25 protein-coding genes (1 of these 25 running past the window's edge) are annotated in these 24,717 nt (G+C 69.6%); 16 read left to right on the top strand and 9 right to left on the bottom strand.

What is annotated here, in order from left to right; translation table 11 throughout:
* Positions 1–1,060 carry the 3' portion of an ATP-binding cassette domain-containing protein gene (locus ACSQ86_RS04390; protein ID WP_436308539.1) on the top strand. 848 nt of this gene lie to the left of the window's left edge, so only the last 1,060 of its 1,908 coding nucleotides appear in the window; its start codon lies beyond the left edge, outside the window; its stop codon occupies positions 1,058–1,060.
* Positions 1,061–1,134: 74 nt separating this feature from the next.
* The gene (locus ACSQ86_RS04385; RefSeq protein WP_436308538.1) at positions 1,135–2,859 is read left to right on the top strand and encodes a phospholipase D family protein; all 1,725 of its coding nucleotides are present in this window, start codon (positions 1,135–1,137) and stop codon (positions 2,857–2,859) included.
* Between the two features lie 11 nt (positions 2,860–2,870).
* Here the strand turns inward: ACSQ86_RS04385 and ACSQ86_RS04380 are convergent, their stop codons facing one another.
* On the bottom strand, positions 2,871–4,298 hold the full coding sequence (locus ACSQ86_RS04380) for a PLP-dependent aminotransferase family protein (protein WP_436302811.1): 1,428 nt from the start codon (positions 4,296–4,298) through the stop codon (positions 2,871–2,873).
* Between the two features lie 102 nt (positions 4,299–4,400).
* Between ACSQ86_RS04380 and ACSQ86_RS04375 the strand changes: the two genes are divergently transcribed.
* From ACSQ86_RS04375 to ACSQ86_RS04330, 10 genes are read left to right on the top strand one after another with little or no spacing between them, the layout of a single operon-like run.
* Complete coding sequence (locus ACSQ86_RS04375) at positions 4,401–5,000, top strand: LysE family translocator (protein WP_093111383.1); 600 nt, start codon at positions 4,401–4,403, stop codon at positions 4,998–5,000.
* Complete coding sequence (locus ACSQ86_RS04370) at positions 4,997–5,926, top strand: DMT family transporter (RefSeq protein ID WP_093111381.1); 930 nt, start codon at positions 4,997–4,999, stop codon at positions 5,924–5,926. The genes ACSQ86_RS04375 and ACSQ86_RS04370 overlap by 4 nt, the downstream gene beginning before the upstream one ends.
* A gap of 25 nt (positions 5,927–5,951) precedes the next feature.
* The gene (locus tag ACSQ86_RS04365) at positions 5,952–7,166 is read left to right on the top strand and encodes a PLP-dependent aminotransferase family protein (protein ID WP_093111379.1); all 1,215 of its coding nucleotides are present in this window, start codon (positions 5,952–5,954) and stop codon (positions 7,164–7,166) included.
* A 24-nt stretch (positions 7,167–7,190) separates the two neighbouring features.
* Positions 7,191–7,802 carry a DJ-1/PfpI family protein gene (locus ACSQ86_RS04360; RefSeq protein WP_093111377.1) on the top strand — a complete coding sequence of 204 codons (612 nt, stop codon included), beginning with the start codon at positions 7,191–7,193 and terminating at the stop codon, positions 7,800–7,802.
* Complete coding sequence (locus ACSQ86_RS04355) at positions 7,799–8,437, top strand: LysE family translocator (RefSeq protein ID WP_436308537.1); 639 nt, start codon at positions 7,799–7,801, stop codon at positions 8,435–8,437. The genes ACSQ86_RS04360 and ACSQ86_RS04355 overlap by 4 nt, the downstream gene beginning before the upstream one ends.
* A 2-nt stretch (positions 8,438–8,439) precedes the next feature.
* Positions 8,440–9,081 (top strand): glutathione S-transferase family protein, encoded by a 642-nt coding sequence (locus ACSQ86_RS04350; protein WP_436295442.1) that lies wholly within the window; start codon positions 8,440–8,442, stop codon positions 9,079–9,081.
* Between the two features lie 5 nt (positions 9,082–9,086).
* Positions 9,087–9,998, top strand: a complete 912-nt coding sequence (locus ACSQ86_RS04345) for a PhzF family phenazine biosynthesis protein (protein WP_436302809.1) — start codon at positions 9,087–9,089, stop codon at positions 9,996–9,998.
* Positions 9,999–10,006: 8 nt separating this feature from the next.
* The gene (locus ACSQ86_RS04340; RefSeq protein WP_436302808.1) at positions 10,007–10,693 is read left to right on the top strand and encodes a VOC family protein; all 687 of its coding nucleotides are present in this window, start codon (positions 10,007–10,009) and stop codon (positions 10,691–10,693) included.
* Position 10,694: 1 nt separating this feature from the next.
* Complete coding sequence (locus ACSQ86_RS04335) at positions 10,695–11,330, top strand: LysE family translocator (RefSeq protein ID WP_436302807.1); 636 nt, start codon at positions 10,695–10,697, stop codon at positions 11,328–11,330.
* 3 nt (positions 11,331–11,333) lie between these two features.
* On the top strand, positions 11,334–12,299 hold the full coding sequence (locus tag ACSQ86_RS04330) for a threonine dehydratase (RefSeq protein ID WP_436308536.1): 966 nt from the start codon (positions 11,334–11,336) through the stop codon (positions 12,297–12,299).
* Between the two features lie 12 nt (positions 12,300–12,311).
* On the opposite strand, the gene ACSQ86_RS04325 is transcribed toward ACSQ86_RS04330, so the two are convergent.
* Together ACSQ86_RS04325 and ACSQ86_RS04320 are read right to left on the bottom strand one after the other, a co-directional pair.
* Positions 12,312–12,944, bottom strand: a complete 633-nt coding sequence (locus ACSQ86_RS04325; protein WP_436308535.1) for an intradiol ring-cleavage dioxygenase — start codon at positions 12,942–12,944, stop codon at positions 12,312–12,314.
* Between the two features lie 52 nt (positions 12,945–12,996).
* Positions 12,997–16,926 (bottom strand): autotransporter outer membrane beta-barrel domain-containing protein, encoded by a 3,930-nt coding sequence (locus ACSQ86_RS04320; RefSeq protein WP_436308534.1) that lies wholly within the window; start codon positions 16,924–16,926, stop codon positions 12,997–12,999.
* A 224-nt stretch (positions 16,927–17,150) separates the two neighbouring features.
* Between ACSQ86_RS04320 and ACSQ86_RS04315 the strand changes: the two genes are divergently transcribed.
* Complete coding sequence (locus tag ACSQ86_RS04315; protein WP_436295438.1) at positions 17,151–17,825, top strand: histidine phosphatase family protein; 675 nt, start codon at positions 17,151–17,153, stop codon at positions 17,823–17,825.
* Here the strand turns inward: ACSQ86_RS04315 and cutA are convergent.
* The 3 genes from cutA to ACSQ86_RS04300 all read right to left on the bottom strand — a co-directional run bounded on the left by cutA (position 17,816) and on the right by ACSQ86_RS04300 (position 18,890).
* Positions 17,816–18,148 (bottom strand): divalent-cation tolerance protein CutA, encoded by a 333-nt coding sequence (gene cutA / locus ACSQ86_RS04310; RefSeq protein WP_093111357.1) that lies wholly within the window; start codon positions 18,146–18,148, stop codon positions 17,816–17,818. The two genes, ACSQ86_RS04315 and cutA, sit on opposite strands and share 10 nt — an antisense overlap.
* Positions 18,149–18,296: 148 nt before the next feature.
* Positions 18,297–18,629, bottom strand: a complete 333-nt coding sequence (locus ACSQ86_RS04305) for a hypothetical protein (RefSeq protein ID WP_093111355.1) — start codon at positions 18,627–18,629, stop codon at positions 18,297–18,299.
* A gap of 15 nt (positions 18,630–18,644) precedes the next feature.
* The gene (locus ACSQ86_RS04300) at positions 18,645–18,890 is read right to left on the bottom strand and encodes a GlsB/YeaQ/YmgE family stress response membrane protein (RefSeq protein WP_093111353.1); all 246 of its coding nucleotides are present in this window, start codon (positions 18,888–18,890) and stop codon (positions 18,645–18,647) included.
* 115 nt (positions 18,891–19,005) lie between these two features.
* On the opposite strand from ACSQ86_RS04300, the gene ACSQ86_RS04295 reads away from it, so the two are divergent.
* The gene (locus ACSQ86_RS04295; protein WP_436308533.1) at positions 19,006–19,635 is read left to right on the top strand and encodes a YbhB/YbcL family Raf kinase inhibitor-like protein; all 630 of its coding nucleotides are present in this window, start codon (positions 19,006–19,008) and stop codon (positions 19,633–19,635) included.
* A gap of 6 nt (positions 19,636–19,641) precedes the next feature.
* Here the strand turns inward: ACSQ86_RS04295 and ACSQ86_RS04290 are convergent, their stop codons facing one another.
* On the bottom strand, positions 19,642–20,460 hold the full coding sequence (locus ACSQ86_RS04290) for a creatininase family protein (RefSeq protein WP_436302803.1): 819 nt from the start codon (positions 20,458–20,460) through the stop codon (positions 19,642–19,644).
* A 23-nt stretch (positions 20,461–20,483) separates the two neighbouring features.
* Entirely contained in the window at positions 20,484–21,392 is a 909-nt protein-coding gene (locus tag ACSQ86_RS04285) for a LysR family transcriptional regulator (protein WP_436295436.1), read from the bottom strand.
* Positions 21,393–21,483: 91 nt separating this feature from the next.
* Between ACSQ86_RS04285 and ACSQ86_RS04280 the strand changes: the two genes are divergently transcribed.
* A complete protein-coding gene (locus ACSQ86_RS04280; protein ID WP_436308532.1) occupies positions 21,484–22,494 on the top strand; it encodes a zinc-binding alcohol dehydrogenase family protein in 1,011 nt (336 codons plus the stop codon).
* 6 nt (positions 22,495–22,500) lie between these two features.
* Here ACSQ86_RS04280 and ACSQ86_RS04275 read toward each other — a convergent pair whose 3' ends face one another.
* Entirely contained in the window at positions 22,501–23,838 is a 1,338-nt protein-coding gene (locus ACSQ86_RS04275) for a PQQ-dependent sugar dehydrogenase (protein WP_436308531.1), read from the bottom strand.
* A 134-nt stretch (positions 23,839–23,972) separates the two neighbouring features.
* Between ACSQ86_RS04275 and ACSQ86_RS04270 the strand changes: the two genes are divergently transcribed.
* Positions 23,973–24,716: an alanyl-tRNA editing protein gene (locus ACSQ86_RS04270; RefSeq protein WP_436308530.1), complete on the top strand. Its 744-nt coding sequence runs from the start codon at positions 23,973–23,975 to the stop codon at positions 24,714–24,716.
* Position 24,717 lies beyond the last annotated feature (1 nt).

The raw sequence follows: 24,717 nt of genomic DNA, 5'->3' as shown, positions 1-24,717 counted from the left end.
CAACCGCGCGGCCAGGCGCGAAGTGATCGGCAGCGTGAACATGGACGTCGCCTCCGGCCAGTCGAGCGGAAAGATCGTCGCGGAACTCACGGGAGCCTCCAAGGCCTTCGGTGAGAACACCGTCATCCGGAACTTCACCGGCACCATCCTGCGCGGCGACAAGGTCGGCCTGATCGGCCCGAACGGCGCCGGCAAGACCACGTTGCTGAAGCTGATCCTCGGCGAACTCGAGCCCGACAGCGGCAAGATCCGCCGCGGCGCCAACCTGCAGGTGGCGTACTTCGATCAGATGCGCGATGCGCTCGATCTCGACGCCACGCTGGAAGACTTCATCAGCCCCGGCAGCGAGTGGATCGAGATCGGCAACCAGCGCAAGCACGTCAAGAGCTACCTCGCAGACTTCCTGTTCTCGCCCGCGCGCGCGCATTCACCGGTGCGCTCGCTCAGCGGCGGGGAACGCAACCGCCTGCTGCTCGCGCGGTTGTTCGCGCGGCCGGCCAATGTGCTGGTGCTCGACGAGCCGACCAACGACCTCGACATCGACACGCTGGAGCTGCTCGAAGACTTGCTGCAGAACTACGACGGCACGGTCTTCCTCGTGAGCCACGACCGCACCTTCCTCGACAACGTGGTGACCAGCACCATCGCCTTCGAAGGCGGCGGCCACTGGCGCGAGTACGAAGGCAGCGTGCAGGACTGGCTGATCCAGTCGAAGCGCGCACGAGAGTTCGCCGCCCAAAGAGCGGCCGCATCTGCGCCCGCTCCAGCCCCTGCGGCGGCCGCCGCGGCGCCCGCCGCCGAAGCCGCCCCGCGCGCGACGCCCCGCAAGAAGCTCAGCTACAAGGAGCAGCGCGAACTCGAGACACTGCCCACGCAGATCGCAGCCCTGGAAGAAGAACAGAAGCGCATCACCGAGATGCTCGAACTCGACGGCGGCGCCATCTACGCCAACGAGGCATCGCGCGCAGCTGAACTGGGCGAGCGCCATGCGCAGATCGACGACGAACTGCTGGCCGCGCTCGAGCGCTGGGAAGAACTCGGCGCGGCGCGCCAGGGATAGCCGGGCTTTCGTCCGACGCGCGGCGTGGCGCGGCTGCGCTATACATGTAGTTACCCAAACTCATCAATTGCTGCATGTTCGCATTCCGCGCTCTCGGACGATCCGCCCGCCGCTGGTGCGTGGCAGTGGGCATTGCGCTGGTACTGCCGGCTTGCGCCGAACTGCCCAAGGATGTGCAACGGCCGGTTTCGACTTCGCTGGCCTCGCCCGCCGGGACCCCGCTCGCAGCCTTGGTGCAGCAACGCCGAACCGCCGCCGGCGCCCGCTCCGAATCCGGCTTTCTGCTGCTCAACGGTCCGCCGGCCGCCTACGGCAGCCGGCTCGCGCTGGCCGAAGGCGCACAGAAGACCCTCGACCTGCAGTACTACGCCATTCATGCCGACGCCAGCACCGACCGGTTGCTCCAGGCGGTACGCGATGCGGCACAGCGCGGCGTGCGCGTGCGCATCCTTCTCGACGACTTTCACAGCACGGGGCGAAACGCGCTGGTGATGCGCCTGGCCTTCGTTCCGAGCATCGAGATGCGGATGTTCAACCCGCTGGCGGGGGCGAGGGGCTCGAGCCTGGGCCGCCTCTTCAATGCGCTCGACGATGCGTCGCGCATCCAGCAGCGCATGCACAACAAGCTCTTCATCGCCGACAACGTGCTCGGCGTGACCGGGGGGCGCAACCTGGGCGATGCTTATTTCGGCAATGGCGAAGCGGGCAATTTCGTCGACCTCGATGTGCTGGCCGCGGGGCCGGTCGTGCAAGACCTTTCGCGAAGCTTCGACGCCTACTGGAACAACGAACGCGCCTATCCGGTGCAGTCGCTGGTGACGCGTGAAGAACTCGAGGCGATTCGCAACGAGACCCGCGCCGAGCCCAAGACGCAAGAGAACGATAGCGAGCCACGCCCTCCCAATGCTGCGCCTGCGACCGAACGGCGCGCTCGCGCCTGGGACGAGAAGCCGATGGACCTGACGAGCGCGACCTTCGTCTGGGCACCCGCGGCGGTGCTGGTCGACAAGCCAGCCAAGATCCCGGCGGATGTGCCGCGCGGCAGTCCCGGCAATGAGAAGGCACCGGGCCTCGTCGTGACGCAGCAAGGCCGACGGCCTTCTTCGGCCGCAACGCGCGGCGGCAGCTCGCTCGCGGCCGCGGCCGATACGGCTGCCGACGGCGAAACGGTGGTCGAGGGCCTGCTGCAGCTGATCGGCCAGGCGAAGAGCGAGCTGCTCATCATCTCGCCCTACTTCGTGCCTGGGCAGGACATGAAGCAGGCTTTCGCGGCGGCACTCGCGCGCGGCGTCCGGATCCGCGTGCTGACGAACTCGCTGGCTTCCAACGATGCGCCGGTCGCCCATGTGGGCTATGCGCGGCACCGCGAAGAGCTGCTGTCGATGGGCGTCGGCCTGTACGAGATGCGCAGCGAACAGGCTGGGCTCGGCAGTGCTTTCGGCTCCGCGGGCGGCAGCGAGCCCGGCGAATCACGCTCGATGCTGCATTCCAAGGCGCTGGTGATGGACGGCCGGCTGCTGGTGGTCGGTTCGATGAACCTCGATCTGCGCTCGCAACTGCAGAACACCGAGATCGCGCTCCTGATCCGCAGCGACGAACTCTGCCGCGTCGCGAGTGGCCAGATCGAGATTGCCATGCGCGACGGCGCATGGCATGTGGAGCGCGACGACAACGGCCTCGTATGGCGCGCGCCGCAGAACAGCGGACTGAAGGACAGCGCCACCGAGCCCGACGCCAGTGTCGGCTTGCGGCTGTTGTTGAAGCTGTTCGGCCCGTTCGCGCCGGACCGGCTACTCTGAGGCGCCCGGCTTCAGAGCTGCGTCTTCACCCGCGCGAACACCTTCCAAAAAGTCGCGTCCTGCGCCGTCGCGAAGTTGATCCGCATCAGGGTGCTCGGCGGACGACGCGCATGGAACAGCGAGCCCGGCGCCAGCAGATAGCCCTCGTCGAGCATGCGCTGGGTCAGCGCATCGGTGTCGACACCGGTGTCGACCCAGCCGAACAGCCCCGCCGGCTCCGAGGCCAGCGTGCAGCCGGCTGCGAGCGCCAGCTTGACAGTACGTCCACGTGCGCCGTCAAGCCGCAGCCGGATGCGCTCGGCATGCCGGCGCAACTGCCCCTGGTCGATACACCACGCCAGCGCGCGCTCGAACAGCGAGGGCGTGGTCAAGGTCGTGAGCAGCTTGGTTTCGAGCATGCGCCCCACCAAGGCCGGCGAGGCAGCGAGAAAGCCGATACGCCAGTTGGGCGCCAGGATCTTCGCGAAGCCGCTCACGTAGATGGTGCGCTGTAGTCCGTCGAGCGCGCTGAGCCGGGTGGCATGCTCGGGCGCGAGATGGCTGTAGGTGTCGTCCTCGACGATGTGGAAGTTGTGCTTGTTCGCCAGCTGCAGCACGCGGTGCGCGCTGCCCGGGGTGAGGCTGTAGCCGGTCGGGTTGTGCAGCACGCTCACGCTCACGAAGAGCTTGGGCTTGTGGCCGTTCCCAGCATCGCAGTAACGCTCCATCACTTCGAGATCCGGCCCTTCGGCCTTGCGCGGCACGGGCAGGATGCGCATGCCGAGCGCCTCGAGCCGCGCGAATTCCAGCGCCCAGCCGGGCTCCTCGACCATCACCGCGTCGCCGGCGCGCAGCAGCGTGCGGCTCACGATGTCGAGCGCGTGCGTCGCCCCGACGGTGGTCACGATCTGTTCCGGCCCGGCCGGCACGTTGATGTTCGCCAGCTTGGTCGCCAGGCTGCGGCGCAGGCCGCTGTCGCCCGCGGGCTCGCCGTACTGCAGCGAAAAATCCTTGAGCGCCCGGGTGCTCGTCACGCGGCGCACCGCAGCGGCCGTGAAGGGCGAGTCCAGCCATTCGGACGGGAACACGCCCATGCCAGGCTGCGGCTTGTCGCTGGGACGATGGAACATCCCGCGGATGAGGGTGCTCGCATCGGCGGGCACGGGCTTGGCGGCGGGCTGCTCGGAGATCGGGCCCATGGTCGACAAGGCCGGCCCGGCCTGTGCCGCGATCGAGTCGCGCACATAGAAGCCACGCTGGCGCCGGGCTTCGACCAGGCCCTGCGCGAGCAACTGGTCATAGGCCGCGACCACCGTGTGCGGGCTCACGCCCTGCTGCCGCGCGCACTCGCGCACCGAGGGCAGGCGCGCGCCGGGCGCCAGCAGGCGCGTGCGAATGCGCTCGGAAAAACGGTCGGCGAGTTGCTCCGTCAGCGACTGGGTCGAGGTCCGTGTCAGCATGCGCGTCTGTGTTCTGTGTCGATCGTTGGACCGATACAGGCTCGACTCTTGTCCGGCGATCTGTATCGGTACTGTAATGGTCCTCAGTTTAGAGTGTGTCCCATGAACTGGCAAGAATTCACCGCGCTGCTGGTGTTGGCCACGGCGATGAGTTTCTCGCCCGGACCGAACACCACGCTGTCGACCACGCTCGCCGCCAACGGCGGCCTGCCGCGCGCGATGCGTTTCGTCTTTGCAGTACCGGTGGGTTGGACCCTGCTGCTGTTGCTGTGCGCGGCCGGCATCGGCGCGCTGGTGCTCGCCGCGCCGTCGCTGCGCTGGGCCATCAAGGCGCTCGGCGTCGCCTATCTGCTGTGGCTGGCGTGGAAACTCAGCGGCAGCGCGACGATGGGCCAGGCCGACGGCCGGCGCCTCTCGGTCGGCTTCAAGCAGGGCGTGCTGCTGCAGTTCCTCAACATCAAGGCCTGGCTGCTGGCGCTGACGCTGGTGGCGGGCTGGATCGCCGGCCATGCCGATGCGCTGCAGCGTCTTGCGATCGTGGCGCCGGTGATGCTGGTCTATGCCTTCACCAGCAACTTCATCTATGCGCTGGCCGGCGCGCTGCTGCGCAACTGGCTGGCCCAGGGAAAGCGGCTGCTCTGGTTCAACCGCGCCATGGCCGCCGTGCTGGTGCTCACGGCCTGGTGGATGGCGAGCGTATGAAGATCAAGGACGAGACTCTGGGCATGTGGCTCGGCGTGCTGGGCGTCGCCTTCTTCGCGGTCACGCTGCCGATGACGCGGCTCGCCACCGGCACGCAGGACGCGCCGCAACTCTCGCCCTGGTTCGTGACGCTGGGCCGCGCGGCGCTGGCCGGCGTGCTGTCGGCGATCTTCCTGCTCGTCACGCGGCCACCCTTGCCGCAGCGCCATCAGTGGAAGCCGCTTGGCATGGCCGTGCTGGGCAACGCGATCGGCTACCCGCTGCTGCTGGCCTATGCGCTGCGCGTGGTCAGCGCGAGCCATGCGGCGGTGGTCACGGCGTTGCTGCCGCTGGTCACGGCAGCCTGCGCGGCCTGGGTGCTCCACCAGCGCGCGCGGCTCGGCTTCTGGCTCTGCGCGCTGGCAGGCAGCGCGCTGGTGATCGTGTTCTCCGTGCTGCGCGCGGGCGACCAGGGCGCCGCCTTCGGCTTCGCCTGGGGCGACCTGCTGCTGGTCGGCGCGGTGTTCGCCGCCTCGCTGGGCTACATCTACGGCGCGCAGGTCACTACAGCCCTGGGCGCGGAGCGCGTGATCTGCTGGGTCTGCGTGATGGCGCTGCCCGTCACGCTGCCGGGCACGCTGTGGTTGTGGCCCGAGCAGCCGGTGGCCGTCTCGGCCTGGATCGGCTTCGTCTACGTCGGCGTATTCTCGATGTGGATGGGCTTCTTCGCCTGGTACCGCGGCCTCGCGATGGGCGGTGCGCTGCGCGTGAGCCAGACCCAGCTGCTGCAACCCTTTCTCTCGATCCTCGCCGCGGTGCCGCTGCTCGGCGAGCCGATCGACATCGTCACCCTCGGCTTCGCGGGGGCGGTGGTGGCCACCGTGGTGGCCGGCAAGAAGCTCTCGCAACCGCGCACGCCCGCCGTGCTCGCAGCGGCATCACGATAACGACTCGCACATCCAAGGAAACGACATGAACTGGAAACTCGCCGCCCGCGCCGAAAAGATGAACCCTTCGGTGATCCGTGAAATCCTCAAGGTCACCGAGCGCCCCGGCATCATCAGCCTGGCCGGCGGCCTGCCCTCGCCCAAGACCTTCCCGATCAGCGCCTTCGCCGAGGCCTGCGCCGAAGTGCTGCACAAGGACGGCCAGGCCGCGCTGCAGTACGCCGCCAGCGAAGGCTACGCCCCGCTGCGCGAAGCGGTCGCGGCGATGCTGCCCTGGCCGGTCGATCCGGCGCAGGTGCTGATCACCACCGGCTCGCAGCAGGGCCTGGACCTGATCGCCAAGGTGCTGCTCGATCCGGGCAGCCGCGTGCTGGTCGAGACGCCCACCTACCTGGGCGCGCTACAGGCTTTCTCGCCGATGGAGCCCGAGCCCGTGAGCGTGGCCAGCGACGACGAGGGCGTGTCGGTCGACGACCTCGTGGCAAAAGCGAAGGACGCGCGTTTCGTCTACCTGCTGCCCAACTTCCAGAACCCCACCGGCCGCACGATGACCGAGGAGCGCCGAGCCGCAGTATCGGCCGCGGCCGCGAAGGCCGGGCTTCCGATCGTCGAGGACAACCCCTACGGCGACCTCTGGTTCGACGAAGCCCCGCCGTTGCCGCTGACCGCGCGCAACCCCGAAGGCTGCGTCTACCTCGGCTCCTTCTCGAAGGTGCTGGCGCCGGGCCTGCGGCTGGGCTTCATGGTGGCGCCCAAGGCCATCTTCCCGAAGCTGCTGCAGGCCAAGCAGGCGGCCGACCTGCACAGCCCCGGCTTCAACCAGCGCATGGTGGCCGAAGTGATGAAAGAGGGCTTCCTCGATCGCCACGTGCCGACCATCCGCGCGCTCTACAAGCGCCAGCGCGATGCGATGCTGACCGCACTGGCGCGCGAGATGAAGGGCCTGGGCGTGGAGTTCAACAAGCCGGCCGGCGGCATGTTCCTGTGGCTGCGCCTGCCCGAGGGCATGGACGCGGTGGCGCTGCTGCCGAAGGCGGTGGAACGCGGCGTGGCCTTCGTGCCGGGGGCGCCCTTCTATGCGGGAGCCAGCGATCCGCGTACGCTGCGCCTGTCCTTCGTGACCGCGAGCGTCGAGGAGATCGACACCGCGATCACCGCGCTGGGCGAGGCCGTGCGCGAGCAGCTGGCGCACAACGCGGCTGCCGAGGTCGAGCGCCAACTCGCCGCCAGTCCCGTGTAACGGGCATCGAATCAAGGCACGACGATGCACATCGCCATCCTCACCTTCGAAGGGTTCAACGAGCTCGACTCGCTGATCGCGCTCGGCGTCCTCAACCGGATCAAGAAGCCGGGCTGGCGCGTCAGCCTGGCCGGACCGAGCGCCTCAGTCACGTCCATGAACGGCGTGACGGTGAAGCTCAGCGCATCCCTGGCGGATGCCTGCGAGGCCGAGGCCGTGATCGTCGGCAGCGGCATCCGAACGCGCGAGATCGCGGCCGATCCGGCCATCCTCTCGGCGCTCACGCTCGACCCGTCGCGCCAGCTGATCGGCGCGCAGTGTTCGGGCACCTTGCTGCTGGCCAAGCTGGGCCTGCTGGGCGCCGTGCCGGCCTGCACCGACCTGACGACCAAGCCCTGGGTGCAGGAGGCCGGCATCGAGGTGCTGAACCAGCCCTTCTTCGCGGCCGGCAACGTGGCGACCGCGGGCGGCTGCCTCGCGTCGCCCTATCTCGCTGCGTGGATCATCGCGCGCACCGAGGGCCCCGAGGCCGCGGCCGATGCGCTCCACTACGTCGCGCCGGTGGGCGAAAAAGAAGCCTATGTCGCGCGCGCCATGAAGAACATCACGCCCTACCTCGAGACGCGCACGCCATGATCGACCTCGCGACCCTCTCGCTCTTCCTGGTGGCGGTGCTGGCGCTGTTCCTCTCGCCCGGGCCCAACATGGCTTTCGTGCTCTCGCACGGCGTCGCACTGGGGCCGCGCGCCGGCTTCGCGGCCGGGCTCGGCATCGCGGCGGCGGACCTGGTCCACACCCTGTGCGCCGCGACCGGCGTCACCGCGCTGGTGGCGGCATGGCCGCCCTCCTTCGACCTGCTGCGCTATGCGGGCGCGCTCTACCTGCTGTGGCTCGCCTGGCAGGCGCTCCGCTCGGGCGATGCACGCCTGCAGGCGCACGCCGATCGCGCCGGCTTCGCGCGCGTGCTGCGCATGGCCTGGCTCAACAACCTGGTGAATCCGAAGGCGCTGCTGTTCTTCATGGTCTTCCTGCCGCAGTTCGTCGACCCGGCGCGCGGCAGCGTGCCGATGCAGCTGGTGTTGCTGGGTGTCGCGCTCTCGCTGGCCGGGCTCGTCTTCAACACCGTGCTGAGTGCCTGCAGCGGACAGATCGGCCGCTGGCTGCAGCGCCGGCGCGGCTCCGCCGGCTTCCAGCGCGGCCTGCTCGCCACGGTGATGCTCGCGCTGGCCGTTCGTCTTCTCTTGATCGACCGCCCCTCGAAGGGATTCTGACCATGCTCAATATCTGGGGGCGCATCAGCTCCATCAACGTCCGCAAGGTGGTGTGGTGCGCGCAGGAGATCGGGCTCGATTTCCAGCGCACCGAGGCCGGCGGCAAGTTCGGCATCGTCCAGACGCCCGAATACCTGAGGCTCAATCCGAACGCGCTGGTGCCGGCCATCGACGACGGCGAGGGCGAGGGCCGCGTCACGCTCTGGGAATCGAACGTGATCGTGCGCTACCTCTGCGCCAAGCACTCGCCCGGCAAGCTCTATCCCGAGCCGCTGGCCGCACGCTTCGACGCCGAGCGCTGGATGGACTGGCAGCAGACCACGCTGAATCCGGTGAGCGCCGGTGCCTTCAGGCAGTGGGTCCGCGTGCCTTCGGGCCAGCGCGACCCGGCCGTGATCGCGCATTCGGTGCATGCCACCGAGCCGCTGTTCGCGCTACTCGACGCGCACCTCGCCACGCGCGCCTTCATGCTCGGCGATGCATTCACGATGGCCGACATCCCGGTGGGCTGTGAAGCGCACCGCTGGTTCGGCCTGCCGCAGACCGAATACACGCGGCCCGCCTGGCCGCATGTCGAGCGCTGGTTCGCCGATCTGCGCAGCCGCGCCGGCGCACGCGGCGTGCTCGACCTCGCACTGGAATGAAGCTCATGAAAACCCGCCCCTTCAAGCAAGTCGACGTCTTCACGGCGAAGCCCTATCTCGGCAATCCCCTCGCGGTGGTGCTCGACGCCACCGGCCTCGACGATGCCGCGATGCAGAGCTTCGCGAAGTGGACCAACCTTTCAGAGACCACCTTCCTGCTGCCGCCCAGCGAACCGTCGGCCGACTACCGCGTGCGCATCTTCACGCCGGGCGGCGAGCTGCCCTTTGCCGGCCACCCGACGCTGGGAAGCTGCCATGCCTGGCTGCAGGCCGGCGGCCGGCCCAAGGCGGCAGGCCGCATCGTCCAGCAGTGCGCCGCAGGCCTGGTGCCGATCCGGCACGAGGGCGAACGCCTCGTTTTCGCCGCGCCGCCGCTCAGGCGCAGCGCGCCGAGCCCCTCGCTGCTGGCCAAGGTGGCCGCCGCGCTGGGCCTCAAATCGCAGCAGATCGTGGCTGCGCAGCAGCTCGACAACGGTCCGGTGTGGCTGGGCCTGCTGCTCGACGACGCGGACACCGTGCTCGCGCTCAAGCCCGACCACCGCATGCTCAAGGAGCTCGGCCAGAAGGTCGGCGTGGCGGGCGTCCCTGCGGCGGAAGACGATGCAGCCTCGCCCCTGATCTCGCGTTCCAACCGCGAGGCGCGCGCCTTCGCGCGCTCGAACGACGAAGGCATCGGCCTCGAGGTGCGCGCCTTCGCGGCGCCGATCGGCGTCGAGGAAGATCCGGTCACGGGCAGCCTCAACGCCAGCCTCGCGCAATGGCTGATCGCCGATGGGCACCTGCCCGAACGCTACCTCGCGGCGCAAGGCCAGTGCCTGGGCCGCGCAGGACGCGTCCATGTGTCGCGCGACGCGGAAAGCCAGGTCTGGATCGGCGGCGACTCGGTCACCTGCATCGACGGCAAGGTCACGCTCTAGGAGGCCTCGTGCAAGCGCGCATCGACCACCTTGTGATCGCCGCCGGCGACCTCGACGAAGGCGTCCAGTGGTGCGAAGCCACTTTCGGCATCGCGCCCGGCCCAGGCGGCGCGCATCCGCTGATGGGCACACACAACCGCCTGATGAAGATCGCAACCGTCGAATTCCCGCGCGCCTATCTCGAGATCATCGCGATCGACCCCAAGGCCAGGCCGACGCGGGCCGCCGGCACCCATCGCTGGTTCGACCTCGACGATGCCGAGCTGCAGGCCGGCCTGGCACGCGGCGGGCCGCGGCTGGTGCACTTCGTGGCCGAGGTGCCCGATGCCGGCGCGGCCGTGCAGGCCCTGGCGCGGCAGCGCATCGACCGCGGCCGCGTGCTCGAAGCCTCGCGCGAGACGCCGGCCGGCCGGCTCGCATGGCAGATCACGGTGCGCGACGACGGCCAACGCCTGATGTACGGCACGCTGCCCACGCTGATCGAATGGGGCCCGGTGCATCCGAGCGACGGCATGGCCGATTCCGGCGTCAGGCTGCGTTCGCTGACCGTCGCGCATCCGCGCGCCGGCGACCTGGACGCGGCGATGGAAGCCATCGGGCTTTCGAACGTGCCGGTGAGCACCGGCGCGCCCAAGCTCCGCGCGGTGTTCGATACGCCGCGCGGCACCGTCACGCTCGACTCCGAGGGGATCTGACATGCCGATGAGCTTCACCGAACTCGCTTTGTTCGCGCTCGCCGCGCTGGTGCTGGTGCTGACGCCCGGCCCGAACATGATCTATTGCGTCTCGCGCGCGCTGTGCCAGGGCCGCGCGGCCGGACTGATGTCGCTGGCCGGCGTGCTGCTGGGCTTCGTGGTGCACCTGATGGCCGCGGCGCTGGGGCTGACGGCGCTGCTGATCGCCGTGCCCTTCGCCTTCGACGCCATCCGTTTGGCCGGCGGGGCCTACCTGATGTGGCTTGCCTGGCAGGCGGTCAAGCCGGGCGGCAGCGCGCCTTTCGAGGCCCGGCTGCTGCCCGACGATCCGCCGGCCAAGCTCTTCAGCATGGGCTTCGTCACCAACCTGCTGAATCCCAAGGTGGCGATGTTCTACCTCTCCTTCTTCCCGCAGTTCCTGCATCCCGAGCGCGGCTCGGTGCTGCTGCAGAGCCTGATGCTGGGCGCGGTGCAGATCGGCGTCAGCGGTGCCGTCAACGTGCTGCTGGTGCTGAGTGCCGCGCGCCTGACGGCCTTCCTGTCGCGAAGCGAAGGCTGGCTGCGCGCCCAGCGCTATGTGATGGGCAGCGTGCTGGCCGCGCTCGCGGTGCGCATCGCGCTGCCGGAACGCAAGTAGCCGATGCGATTCACACGCGAAGAGATCGCCGCCGCGCGCCGCACCGTCTACGCGGCGATGCCGCCGACGCCGCAGTATGCCTGGCCGCTGCTGGCCGGGCGCCTGGGCTGCACGGTGTGGACCAAGCATGAAAACCACACGCCGGCCGGCGCCTTCAAGCTGCGCGGCGGGCTCACCTACTTCGAGACGCTGGCGCGCGACGAGCCCGGGGTGCGCCATGTGATCAGCGCCACGCGCGGCAACCACGGCCAGTCGGTCGGCTTCGCCGCGCGGCGCCACGGCCTGGCGGCGACCATCGTGGTGCCGCACGGCAACTCGGTCGAGAAGAACGCAGCCATGCGCGCGCTCGGCGTCACGCTGGTCGAGCACGGCGACGAGTTCCAGACCGCGAGCGAGCATGCCGCGCACCTGGCCGAGCGCGACGGGCTGCATCGCGTGCCCTCCTTCCACCGCGAGCTGGTGCGCGGCGTCGCGACCGCCTATGTGGAATTCTTCGAAGCGCTGGCCGATGCGCCGCCCGAGGTGCTGTTCGTGCCGATCGGACTGGGCTCCGGCTTCGCGGCCGCGGCGGCGGCGCGTGCGCATTGCGGCGTCAAGACGCGGCTCGTCGGCGTGGTGTCGGCGCATGCGACCGCGTATCTCGATTCGTTCCGTGCCGGCCGGGCGATCGAAGCGCCCGTCAGCACGCGGCTGGCCGACGGCATGGCCTGCCGCACACCGGTGCCGGAGGCGCTGGCAGTGATCCGGCGCGAAGCCGACGAGGTGGTCGCGGTGAGCGACGAGGAAGTGGCCGCGGCGATGCGCGCGCTGTTCACCGACACCCACAACGTGGCCGAAGGCGCGGGCGCGGCGGCCTTGGCGGGCGCGATGCAGCAGCGCTCGCGCTGGCAGGGCAAGACGGTCGGCATTGCGCTGACCGGTGGCAACGTCGATGCCGCGATGTTCGCCGAGGTGCTGTCGCAGCGTTGAGAGCGGCCCGCCTCAGGCCGCGATGACGATCGGAAAACGCGCCCGCACGCCATCCGCCGCCGGCTCGAAAGGCACGGTGATCGCGGCACGCGAGGCCTCCGGCAGGTTGCGCCAGAGGAAGTCGCGCGCGTTCCCGGGGTCGCCCTCCACATAGAGCTGCGTCGTCAGCAACTCGCGTGCGCCCAACTTCACCTTCACATGGATGTGGGGCGTGCGGCCGCTGTAGGCCACGGGCCGGATGGTGCGAAAGCGATAGCGGCCGTCGGCATCGACCGCCACTCGGCCGAAGCCCTGGAACGCGGCATCGGCGCGGTCGCCGTCGCCGGGGTGGTGATAGTGGCCGTCCTGGTCGCACTGCCAGATCTCGACCTGGGCGCCGCGCAGCGGCCGGCCGGCCAGGTCGGTCACGCTGCCCTCGACCCAGGCCGGCTGGCCGCTGCGGTAGTTCAGCGTGCCGTTGCGCAGCAGGTCGTTGTCCACGTCCTGCGGCAGGCGCACGGGGTAGAACGGCCCTTCGGTCTGCGACGGCGTGGCGAGGCGCGCCGCCTGCGCGCGCGCGCCGAGCCAGAGGGCGGGCGCTGCGACCAGCGCGGCGGCGACCGTGCGCCGGGGAAGAGAACCGGGGGAGGTGGTCAGGACACGCATGGCGGTACGAGCCGCCCGGCGCACGCGAGTTCCACCCGCCGCGTTTTCTTTGCTACCAGCGCACGCGCACGCCGATCGCGCCCTGGATCGACGATTTCACCTTGGTGTCGCCGCCGGCGCTGAAGACCTTGCCGACTTCGCCGTACAGGCTCACGGTCTTGCTCAGCGACAGCGTGGCGCCGCCCGCCAGTTCCACCGAGGTGTAGTTGCCCGTGCTACCGATGGGCGTGACGAAAGGGCCGTTGACGAAGCGCGCGACATCGCTGCCGCCGCTGCCGCGAACCACGCCGACGCGTGCATAGGGCTGCAGCCGCCCGGCCGCGGTGGAAATGTCCCCCTTCACGCGCACGCCGAGGCCGGCGGTCCAGTTGCCGGAATCGTCCTGCTGCACCAGGGCGCCTGCGATCGCCAGGTCGTCGACACGCGCCTTGCGGTAGCTCAGCTGCGCCTGCGGCTCGATCGTCCAGCCGCCGCCGAGCGCAAAGGCCTGGCCGACTTCGACCGAGGCCGTCAGGCTGTTGCCCTTGCCCGAGGCCGCGAGGCCGCCGAGCGGACGGATGGTGTAGCGATGCGAGCCGTACTGCAGCACGGTGTCGACGTAGAAGCCGGTCGCGTTGGCATACGAGGCGTAGGCGCCGAGGTAGCGGGCGCGCAGATCGGTACTGCCGACCGGGCGATAGACGCCGCTGGCGAAGCCGCTCAGGTCGGCATCGCCGTCGAGGGTGCCGACATACACGCCGGCGTGCCAATCCCCGAGCTGTGAGACGTAGAGATCGGTGCCCGCCTGGACGCCGGCGACGTGGCCCTGCGTCGATGGGCTGACGACACCCGACTGGCGGATGTCGACATCGCTATAGACGGCACGTGCCCAGGCGCGGCGCTCGGCCGAGAGCGCACCGCCCACCGGCGTCAGGCTGGCGATCGCGCGCGCGCTCGCATCGTCGTCGCCGAGGCGGCTGCGCAGGCTGCCGATCATCGCGAGGTCGGTGCGGCGCAGCTGCGACGGCAGGGCCGCGAGCATCGGGGCCTCGGCGCGGTAGGCCGTGACCGGTACCGGCGCGGGCGCCGGAGCGGGTGGCGCCGGGGGAGCCGGCGGAGCCGGAGGCGCAGGTGGAGCCGGAGGCGCCGGCGGGCCGGGAGGCGGCGGGGGCGGTGGCGGGGGCGGAGGGGGCGGCGGAATCACTTCCGAGCGCAGATACCAGTTCTCCCCGGCGCCGCTCGCATCGGCGGCGTACAGGCGGTACTCGAAGGCGCCGGCATCGACGTGGCCCGCTCCGCCGAGCGCAAAGGCGCTCTTGGTCGTCTGCGCCGTGGTGGCGGCGCCGTTCAGCGCGGTGATCACCTCGATGCCGCTGCCCACGGTCTGGCCGCCGAGGCCGCCGAGGTTGGTGATCTGCAAGGTGGTGCTGCCGCTGGCGACGGCGGTGGCGCCGTCGAGCACCAGCCGGTCGGACGGGCCGCTGGCGCCGAGCATGGTGCCCAGGCGCAAGGTGCCGTTGTTGCCGACGTAGGGGCCGTTCACCGTCAGCGTGGTTCCGGGCGTGGCGCCGACCAGCGAGACGGTGCCATCGTTGTTGAGCGAGGCCATGCTCTGGCTGAAGCCCGCCAGGTCGAGCGTGGCGCCGGCTGCCACGCTGTGCGCCGACACGGCGCTCAGGGTGTTGGTCGCGCCGGCACGCAAGGTGCCGCCGCTGACGGCGGTGCTGCCGGTGTAGGTGTTGGCGCCTGAGAGCGTCAGGGTACCGGTGCCGGCCTTGACCAGCGAACCAGCGCCGGGGGGCGGCCCTGGCATGAAGACGCCGTTCGACATCGCGCCGCTGAAATTGCCGGCGCCGACCGTCAGCTCGCTGCCGTTCAGCCCGACCGTGCCGCTGCCGTTCAGCAGGGCGATGGTCTGGGTCGCGTTGAGCAATTCGACGCCGGACACGGGCTGCCCCGCGACGACATTGCCGGTGGAATTGACCGTGAGGTTCGCGGTCGGCGCCAGGCGGCCGTTGCCGTTCACGAGCACGCTGCCGTTGCCGTTGACGACGAGGTCGCCCGGCACGGTGCCCGCGGCTGCCAGCAGCAGGTTAGCGTTGCCCTGCACCGTGGTCGTGCCGCTGTAGGTATTGACGGCGTTGTACGCGTAGCCGCTCCAGCCGCCGCCGACCCCATCGAGCGTGATGCCGTGCGCACCGCCGATGCTGCCCGCGAACACGATCGAGCCCAGCGGCGCGACGTGGGTCAGCGTGGCGTCTGCATTCAGCGTCACCGGGCCGGTCCAGGTGGAGGAGGCGACCGGCGCGACATTGAAGCTGTTGTTCACGACGACGGCGTTGTCCAGCTGGACCTGCGTGCCGAAAGTGCCGCCGTTGATCGTCACGGCGCCAGTGCCCAGCGCGCCAACGGCCGTGATGGTGAGCCCGCCGGCATTGAGCGTGGTGCCGCCGCTGTAGGTGTTGGCCGTGCCGATGGTCGTGGTGCCGGGGCCGCTCTGCGCCAGCGAGCCACTGCCGCTGAGCGCGTTGGTCAGTGTGATGTTGTCCGAGCGATTGACGATCAGCGAAGCGCCGCTGCCGATGGCGATGTTGCCTTGCACGCTGCCGCTGGCGGTGCCCGCCCCCAGCTGCAGGGCACCGCCGCTGATGGTGGTGCCGCCGGTGTAGGTGTTGTCGCCCGTCAGGGTCAGGGTGCCGGCGCCGACCTTGACCACGGCGCCGTTGCCGAGCATCACGGGATTGATGTAGAGCGACCCGTTCTTGTCCTGCGAGCCCGGGCCCGTGTTCGAGATCACCCCGCTGATGGTGTCGTTCTTGTTCAGCGCCCCCACTTGCAGCGTGGCGGTGCCGAGTACGACACTGCCCGAGCCCGACAGGGAACCTATCGCCGCCGCCGGCGCGCTGATGTCGTTGACGTAGACCTGGCCGGTATTGACGACGGTGGCACCGCTCAGGTCCGCCGTGTTCGCCATCTGGAGCGTGCCGCCGTTGTTGAGGGTGGCGGTGCCGCCGTTGCTGTTCTCCTGGAAGATCAGCCGGCCGCCGTTGTTGTTGAGGGTCGCCTGCTGCGCGCTGGCTCCTCCGCCGCCGAACAGCACATAGGTGCCTGCACCGTTGTTGGTGATCGTCGCCGTGCCGGCGTTCGCGCCGTTCTGGAACTGGAGGCCGCTGTTGCTGCCGTTGACGTTGGTGTTGACGCCGACCGGCACCGTGATGGCGAGGTTGCCGGCGCTCGCGGTGGCGTCCTGGAAGCGCAACTCGGCGTTCTCAAGGATGGTGATCGGGCCGCTGCCGAAGGAGCCCGTCGTGTGCGTCCAGACATTGAGGCGGCCGGCCGTCCCGTTGCCCTGCAGGACGGTTCCGCCCGTGTAGTTGTTCGCGGCGTTGTCGATGCTCAGGCGCTGGGTCTCGCTGCCTAGCGCATTGGTGCCGGTGTTGCGCAGCGTGAGCACGCCGCTGCCCGTGATCTGGCCGCTCAGCGTATTGGTTTGGGTGCCGGCCACATCGACGGTGCCGCCGGCGGCGCCGAGCACGATCGCGCGGCCGCTCGAGAAGTTGTCGGCGCCCAGGCGCAGCGTGCCGCCACCGAAAGCGATGGCTCCGCCGGTGCCGAGGTTGGCATCGGAATTCACCTGCAAGGCGCCCGCATTGATCGTCGTGGTGCCCTGGTACGTGTTGGAAGCGCCCAGGACGATGATGCCGGCGCCGGTCTTGACGATGCCGTTGGTACCGCTGACGACGCCGCTCTGCGTGGCCGTGCCCGCACCGAGGCTGTTGAGGGTCACGTCCGACGGCGTCGTGTCGATCGCAGCCGCCAGGTTGTCGCCGTCGTTGTAGTCGACGGTCTGCGCGGCGCCGGATGCCGCCAGGACGCTCAGGCCCGCCGCGACCAGCAGGCTGCCCAGGCCGCCGGAGCGCTTGCCGCGCGCGGCCGTGATCTCCGACACCGCGACCCATGCCCCGAGTGCGGGATTCCAGACGCTCCGATATGACTTGTTCATGCTCTGCTGTCCTCTTGTTATGAAAGCGGCGTCCCTGGACCGGCAGCTCTCGATCGGTGTTAACGAAAGTTTGCATTCTTACAGAATGAGAACTTTGTGATTCAACTCATTACATGATTTGTATGAAAAAGTTCACACTTCAGCGCCCATCACCCCACCCGTCCAGCGCAGAAAGGTCGCAGCAGTGACCCGCTTTTCCGGCGCGCGCCGGCAGAATTCCGCGCATGGGAACCCTCTATCTCGTACGCCACGGACAAGCCAGCTTCGGCGCGGCCGACTACGACCAGCTGAGCGAACTGGGCCATCGGCAGTCGCGGCGCCTGGGCGAGTACTGGCGCGAGCGCGGCATGCAGTTCGATGCCGTCATCACCGGCACCCTGAAACGCCATCGCCAGACCTGGGAAGGCATCGCCGAAGGATTGGGCCTCGCGCGCGACGACGTGCTGCCCTGGCCGGGACTCGACGAGTACGACGCCGAAGCGGTCATTGCGACCATCCATCCCGAGAAGCTCGAGAAGCCCGATTCACCCGAGAAGTACCGCCACCACTTCCGGCTGCTGCGCGACGGGCTGGGTGCCTGGATGCAGGGCCGGACGGCACCGGCCGGGATGCCGAGCTACGTCGACTTCCTGGCCGGGGTGACGAGCGCGCTGGACCACGTGCGCGGCAAGCACCACGGCGCCCGGGTCCTCGTGGTGTCGAGCGGCGGCCCGATCAGCACCGCGGTCGGCCACGTGCTGGGCACCAGCCCCGAGACCACCATCGAGCTGAACCTGCGCATCCGCAACACCGCCGTCACCGAATTCGCCTTCACGCCCAAGCGCCACATGCTGGTGACCTACAACACGCTGCCGCACCTCGACGGCCCGGCCTGGGCGGACTGGGTGACCTACGCCTGAGCGACGCCCGCGCTGCCGTCAGCGAGCCAGCGCAGGTAGTCCGCGGACCCGGCCGTGATCGGCAGCTGCACGATCTCCGGCATTTCGTAGCTGTGGCGTTCCCGGATGAAGGCTTCCAGCACCACATAGCGCGCGGCGAGGGTCTTGATGAAAAGCAGCCATTCGGGCTCGCGGTGCAGCGTGCCCTGCCAGACATAGAAGCTGCGCACGCGCTGCACCTGCACGCAGGCCGCGAGGCCCGCCTCGACGATCGCGGCGGCGAGCGCTTCCGCCTCGTCCTCGGTGCTGGCGGTGGTCATCACGATGCAGGCCGTACCGTCCATAGCGCCTCCTGTCGTTGCACGTCAAAGCGTTCCCGAGCTCCCTTCCAGGAACACCGCGGAACCGGCTTTGCCGGCCCGCTGGTGTTGCCCCCGGTGAGGGGGTTGGCGTAGCGACACAAAGTGCGCGAAGCCTGGGGGAGAGCTTATTTCAAGCTTGCCAGACGCCATAGCCGGCTTCGCGTAACGCGATGCCGAGTTCGACCTCCATCTCGCGCGCGGCCTCGTAGGGCATCGGGTTGTAGACCGCATAAAGGGCCGGCAACAGCCTGAGCCCATAGTCACGCACGAAGGCGTTGGCCTGGATGCCAGCCTTGTGCTTGTCGAAGCGTACGTCGGGATCCAGCCCCGTCATGCCGACGTAGACGAAGGGCTGGCCGAGCCGATAGTCGGGGTTGGCGCGCCGGAAGCGGGCGATGTTCCAGACCCGGTCGTCGAGTTCGACGACGTAGACATGGTGGTGCGCCCTGGATTTGCGGGCCATCGCTGCCCGGCACGCTCACTTGCGTTTGACGAGGCCCCAGATGAAGAGCAGCACGATCGCGCCGACCACCGAGGCGATGAAGCCGGCCCCCTGGCCCGCGGTGTACCAGCCCATCGCCTGCCCCAGGTAGGTCGCGATCAGCGAACCGGCGATGCCGATCAAGGTGGTCACGATGAAGCCGGCCGAGTCGTCGCCGGGCTTGATGGCGCGCGCCACGAGGCCCGCGACGAAACCGATCAGGATGGTCCAGACGATGCTCATACGCTTCCTTGGTATTGGAATGGGAGGGAAGAGGCGACCGCGGGAGCGCAGCGCCGTTTCATGATAGCGGAGCCTGCCTACACGCCTGCTGCCGCCCGCGAGCTATACAGGCGGGATGCTCGAAAAGCTTCCCGAAGCCATCGGCCACGCCCTGCACGGCGTGCGCGCCGGCCTCGACGAGATCGCCTTCAACACCCTGGGGCTGCGCCAGGGCATGGCCTCGATCTCGGTCGCCAGCCTGGCCTTCGTCGACCATGCGCCGCTGCCGCCGCGCTACACGGCCGACGGCGAGGGCCTGTCGCCGCCCCTGCAATGGACCGGCGTGCCGGCCGGCGCCGCTTCGCTGGTGCTGCTGGTCGAGGATGCCGATTCGCCGACGCCCCATCCGCTGGTGCATGCGATCGTGGTCGACCTTCCGGGGGAGGACGGCAACCTGCCCGAGGCCGCGATCGCCAGTGCCGGCAACGAGGGAACCGGCGTTCACACCGGCCGCAATTCCTACCTCCAGGCCGCCTGGCTGCCGCCCGATCCGCCGCCGGGACACGGCGTGCACCGCTACGCCTTCCAGCTCTTCGCGCTGGCCAGCGCGCCCGCGTTCTCGGCCAGCCCGGGGCGCGATGAGGTGGTAGATGCGCTGCGCGCGCATGCGGTCGCCAGCGGCTTGCTCATCGGCACCTGCGAGCGGCCCGACGGCACGATCAAGATCAAGGAAGCCGCGCCGGGCGGGCCGGCGGTGGCCGGCTGAGGCTGTTCAGCCCAACGGCCCGGTGTGCGCGGTCGACAGCGGCAGGCGCGATGCTTCTGCCAGCAGCGCCGCGAGCTGGCGCGCCGCGGCGTCGATCACCGCGCGGCCTTTCTCTGCGGTCGCCGCGGCGGCGTTGCCGGCGGCACCTGCGGGGTTGTAGTCCTCCATGGCCCAGCCCAGCCTGGCGCTCCTGCCGTTGCCGAGCACCGGGTAATCGGCCGCGCGCTGGCGCGAGCTGGAGCCGAAATCGCGCGCCGCCTGCATCGCCACCTGGCCCGGCGCCAGGGCCAGCATCATCGAGGTCTCGATCTCGCCGGCGTGCACGCCGAAACGGTGTTCGTCGGCGCTGAACTGCGCGCCCGCATCGCCCAGCGGCAGGTTGAACCAGCTCGCGCTGTAGACGATGAGACCGTGCGCCGCACGCAGCTCGCGCGCGACGATGTCCATCGCGCCGGTGTGTCCGCCGTGCGCATTGAAAAGCACCAGCTTCCTGACGCCCGCACGCGCGACGCCGGCGCCGATCTCGTTCCAGACCCGGATCAGCGTCTCAGCCGACAGGGTGAGCGTGCCCGCAAAGCGCGCGTGCTCGGGGCTCAGGCCGATCTGCTGGGTCGGCAGGAACAGCACCGGCAGCTCGGCCGGCAGCAGCGGCAGCGCGGCGGCGACGATGCCGTCGACCAGGGTCGAGTCCACGCCCAGCGGCAGATGCGGGCCGTGCTGCTCGGTCGCGCCCAGGGGCAGCACCGCGACGGTCGCGGCCGGATCGAGCGCGGCGAAATCGCGTGTCGTGAGTTGGGACCAGAAGCGGCTGGCAAGGGCAGTCATGAGGCAATCTTAGTGGTGCGAGCTTAGTGGTGCGAGGGCAGCGCCGCGAACTTGGCCGCCAGGAAATCGATGAGCGAACGCACCCGCGCCGGCACGAAGCGGCCGCTGGGCAGCAGGGCGTGCAGCGGATAGGGCTCGGTGTCCCAGTCGGGCAGAAGCCGCACCAGCGCACCCGAGGCCTCGTCCTGCTGCACGTCGAGCGCCGACTTGAGCGTGATGCCGCGGCCCGCGAGCGCCCACTGGCGCGCGAGCGAGGCGTCGTCGACGATGCGGTCGCCGTCGACGCGCACCTCGGTCCACTGGCCGTTGCGCGCAAAGCGCCAGACGCGCTGGCGCCGGCCGCTGCGATGGAAGGTCAGGCAGTTGTGCTGCAGCAGGTCCTGCGGCACCTGCGGCGCTGGGTGCCGGCGAAGGTAGGCGGGCGAAGCGCACGGCACTGGACGCGAATCGGCCAGCTTGCGCGCCACCAGCCGCGAATCGGCCAGCGCGCCGTAGCGCAGCGCCACGTCGACCTCGTCGCGCGTGACGTCGAGCGGCCGGTCGCCGACCGAGAGCGCGAGCTGCAGGCCCGGATGCGCATCGAGGAAGTCGTCGAACCACGGCAGGAGCGCACTGCGCGTGAGGTCCGAAGGCGCGGCGACGCGCACCGTGCCGACCAGCGCGCCGCGATCGGCCGCCACCAGCGACTCGCCTTCGGCCAGCAGCTCGAAGGCGCGGCTTGCGTAGTCGAGCAGCGTCTGGCCCTGCGGCGTGAGCCGCATCGCGCGGGTCGAGCGCTCGAACAGGCGTGCGCCGAGCTGTGCCTCGAGCCGCTTCAAGGTCGCACTGGCCGCCGCGGGCGTGATGCCCAGCGCGCGCGCCGCCGCCGTGAGGGTGCCGCCGCGCGCCGTGTGCACCAGCACGTGGAGGTCCGCGATATTTTCAATTTTCATTTGAAACTGATGCGCTTTGCGGGCAGCTTATCAAAGCCGGCCGCGATGCCTACATTCGACCGCATCGATTCCATTCCTCCAAGGACACACCATGAAAGCCGTCGGCTACCGCCAATCCCTTCCCATCGACGATCCCGCCTCGCTCGAAGACCTCAGCCTGCCCGAGCCCACGCCCGGCGCGCGCGACCTGCTGGTGCGGGTGAAGGCGATTTCCGTGAACCCGGTCGACACCAAGGTGCGCAAGGGCGCGCGGCCGGGGGCGGCCGAGACGAAGGTGCTGGGCTGGGACGCGGCCGGCACGGTCGAGGCCGTCGGTGCGGCGGTCCAAGGCTTCAAGCCGGGCGACCGCGTGTACTACGCAGGCTCGATCACCCGGCCCGGCACCAACAGCGAACTGCATGTGGTAGACGAACGCATCGCAGCGCTCGCGCCGAAGCGCCTGGACGACGCGCAGGCCGCAGCCCTGCCGCTGACCACGATCACCGCCTACGAGCTGCTGTTCGACCGGCTCCGGGTGCCGAAGAACGGCGGCGCCGGGCAGACGCTCCTGATCGTCGGCGGCGCCGGCGGCGTCGGCTCGATCCTCATCCAGCTGGCGCGCCAGCTCACGCAGCTGCGCATCATCGCGACCGCCTCGCGCGCCGAAACGCGCGCCTGGTGCCTGGCGCTGGGCGCACACGCGGTGATCGACCACTCGAAGCCGCTCGCCGGCGAACTCAAGGCTGCCGGCATCGGCGAAGTCGACATGGTCGCCAGCCTGACGCAGACCGGGCAGCACTACGCGCAGATCGTCGAAAGCCTGAAGCCCCAGGGCCAGCTCGCGGTGATCGACGACATGGCGGTGTTCGATGCCATGCCGCTCAAGGGCAAGGCGATCTCGCTGCACTGGGAGTCGATGTTCACGCGCTCGAAGTTCGAGACCCCCGACGTCGCGCGCCAGGGCGAGCTGCTGGCCGAAGTCGCCGCGCTGGTCGATGCGGGCCGCATCCGCACCACGGCCAACGAAAGCTTCGGCACGATCAATGCGGCGAACCTGCGCCGCGCCCATGCGCTGATCGAGAGCGGCAAGGCGCAGGGCAAGGTGGTGCTGCAAGGCTTCTAGAGGCAGCTACTTCGCTCGCGCGACGCGCCAGACGGCGTTGCCCACATCGTCGGCCACCAGCAGCGCGCCGCTCTTGTCGAGCGCCACGCCGACCGGACGGCCCTGCGCCTTCTCGTCGGCGCTCAGGAAGCCGGTGACGAAATCGACCGGCGGCCCGCTGGGCCGGCCGCCGCTGAAGGGCACGAACACCACCCTGTAGCCCGACAGCGGCCTGCGGTTCCACGAGCCGTGCTCGCCGATGAACACGCCGTTGGCGAACTCGGGCGGCATGCCACGCGGGTTGGAGAAGGCCAAGCCCAGCGCTGCGACGTGCGAGCCCAGCGCATAGTCGGGCACCACAGCCTTGGCCACCATCTCGGGCCGGGGCGGCGTCACCCGCACATCGACATGGCGGCCGTAATAACTCCAGGGCCAGCCGTAGAAGGCGCCATCCTTCACCGAGGTCAGGTAGTCGGGCACCAGGTCGCTGCCGATCTCGTCGCGCTCGTTCACCACCGTCCACAGCACGTTGGTCTCCGGTTCCCAGGCCATGCCGTTGGGATTGCGCAGACCCGTGGCGAACAACCGCTTCTCGCCGCTCTTCACGTCGACCTCCCAGATCGCGGCCCGGCCCTCTTCGGCCGCCAAGCTGTTCTCGCCGATGTTGCTGTTGGAGCCGACCGTTACGTAGAGCTTGGTGCCCTCGCGGTTGGCGATCACGTTCTTGGTCCAGTGGTGGTTGATGCCGGCCGGCAGATCGGTCACCTTGGTCGGGGCGGCCGTGATCGAGGTCTGACCCTCGGCGTAGGGCACCTTGACCAGCGCGTCGGCGTTGGCGATTAAGAGCTCGTTGCCGACCAGCGCGACCCCGAAAGGAGACACCAGGTTCTGCATGAACACCTGGCGCACCTCCGCCGCGCCGTCGCCGTCGGCATCGCGCAGCAGAGTGATGCGGTTGGCGCTCGGCACTTGGGCACCGGCGCGCTTCATGATCTGACCCATCACCGCGCCCCTGATCATGTCCATCAGGCCGCCGCCGTTCGCGCCTTCCGGCTTCGGCGGCTTGTTGCTCTCGACCACCAGCACGTCGCCGTTGGGCAGCGGGTAGACCCAGCGCGGATGGTCCAGCCCGCGGGCCAGCGCCGTCACGGTGAAGCCGCTGGGCACGCTCGGGCCGGCGGTGTCGGTCCAGCCGGTGGCCGGGGCGATGTTGACGGTCGGGATCAGCGTCTTGTTGGGCGCGGGCAGTTGCGGCGTGGGGCCGATGCCGGCTTCGGGCGGCAGCTTGGCCGTTTCCCCGCAAGCCGCGAGCAGCATGACGGCGACCAGCAGCGCAGCGGCCGAAGAAAGCTTGGAATGCTTCATGGGTCGGATGTCCTTCAGGCGACTACAGGCCATGCAGCCACGAATCATCCGGATCGCGCAAGCTCCCGCTGTCGGTTGTGGGCGCTTTCTGGCGTGGGTGCACCCCGGCGCGGTGGCGCCGCTACCATCGGGCGATGACCGACGACCTGTTCCGCTCCGACGCCTACCTGCGCGAATGCCGGGCCCACGTCGTGCGCGCCGACGAAGCCGGCATCGTGCTCGACCGCACGGTGTTCTATCCGCAGGGCGGCGGCCAGGCCGGCGACAGCGGCCACCTGCTGGTGGCCGACGGGCGCGAACTGGCGATCGCCGACACGCGCAAGGGCAAAGACGCCGAGGGCCGGGCGACCAACGAGATCGTCCATCTGCCGGCGCCCGGCCAGTCCGAACTGCTGGGCACGCTGAAGCCGGACGATGCCGTGACGGCCCGAATCGACTGGGAGCGCCGCCACAAGCTCATGCGCTTCCACACCGCGACCCACCTGCTGTGCCACCTGGTGCCGCAGCCGGTCAACGGCTGCTCGATCACCCCCGAGTACGCGCGGCTGGACTTCCACATGACCGATCCGCTGGACAAGGAAGCGCTCACGACCGGCCTGGCGCGCCTGGTCGCGGCCGGCCATCCGCTGGCCGTGAGCGCCATCACCGATGCCGAGCTCGACGCCAATCCCGCGCTGGTCAAGAGCATGAGCGTGCAGCCGCCGCGCGGCACGGGCACGGTCCGCACCATCCGGATCGGGGATGCCGAACAGATCGATTTCCAACCCTGCGGCGGCACCCACGTGGCGAACACACGCGAGATCGGCCAGGTCATCGTGACCAAGATCGAAAAGAAGAGCGCCACCACCCGCAGGGTGGTGCTGGGGTGGGCCGCATGAG

Source organism: Variovorax sp. LjRoot130 (assembly GCF_964253755.1).
Lineage (GTDB): Bacteria > Pseudomonadota > Gammaproteobacteria > Burkholderiales > Burkholderiaceae_C > Variovorax.
Note: the sequence above shows the minus strand (reverse complement) of the source record. Positions and strands in the feature narration are given on the sequence as shown.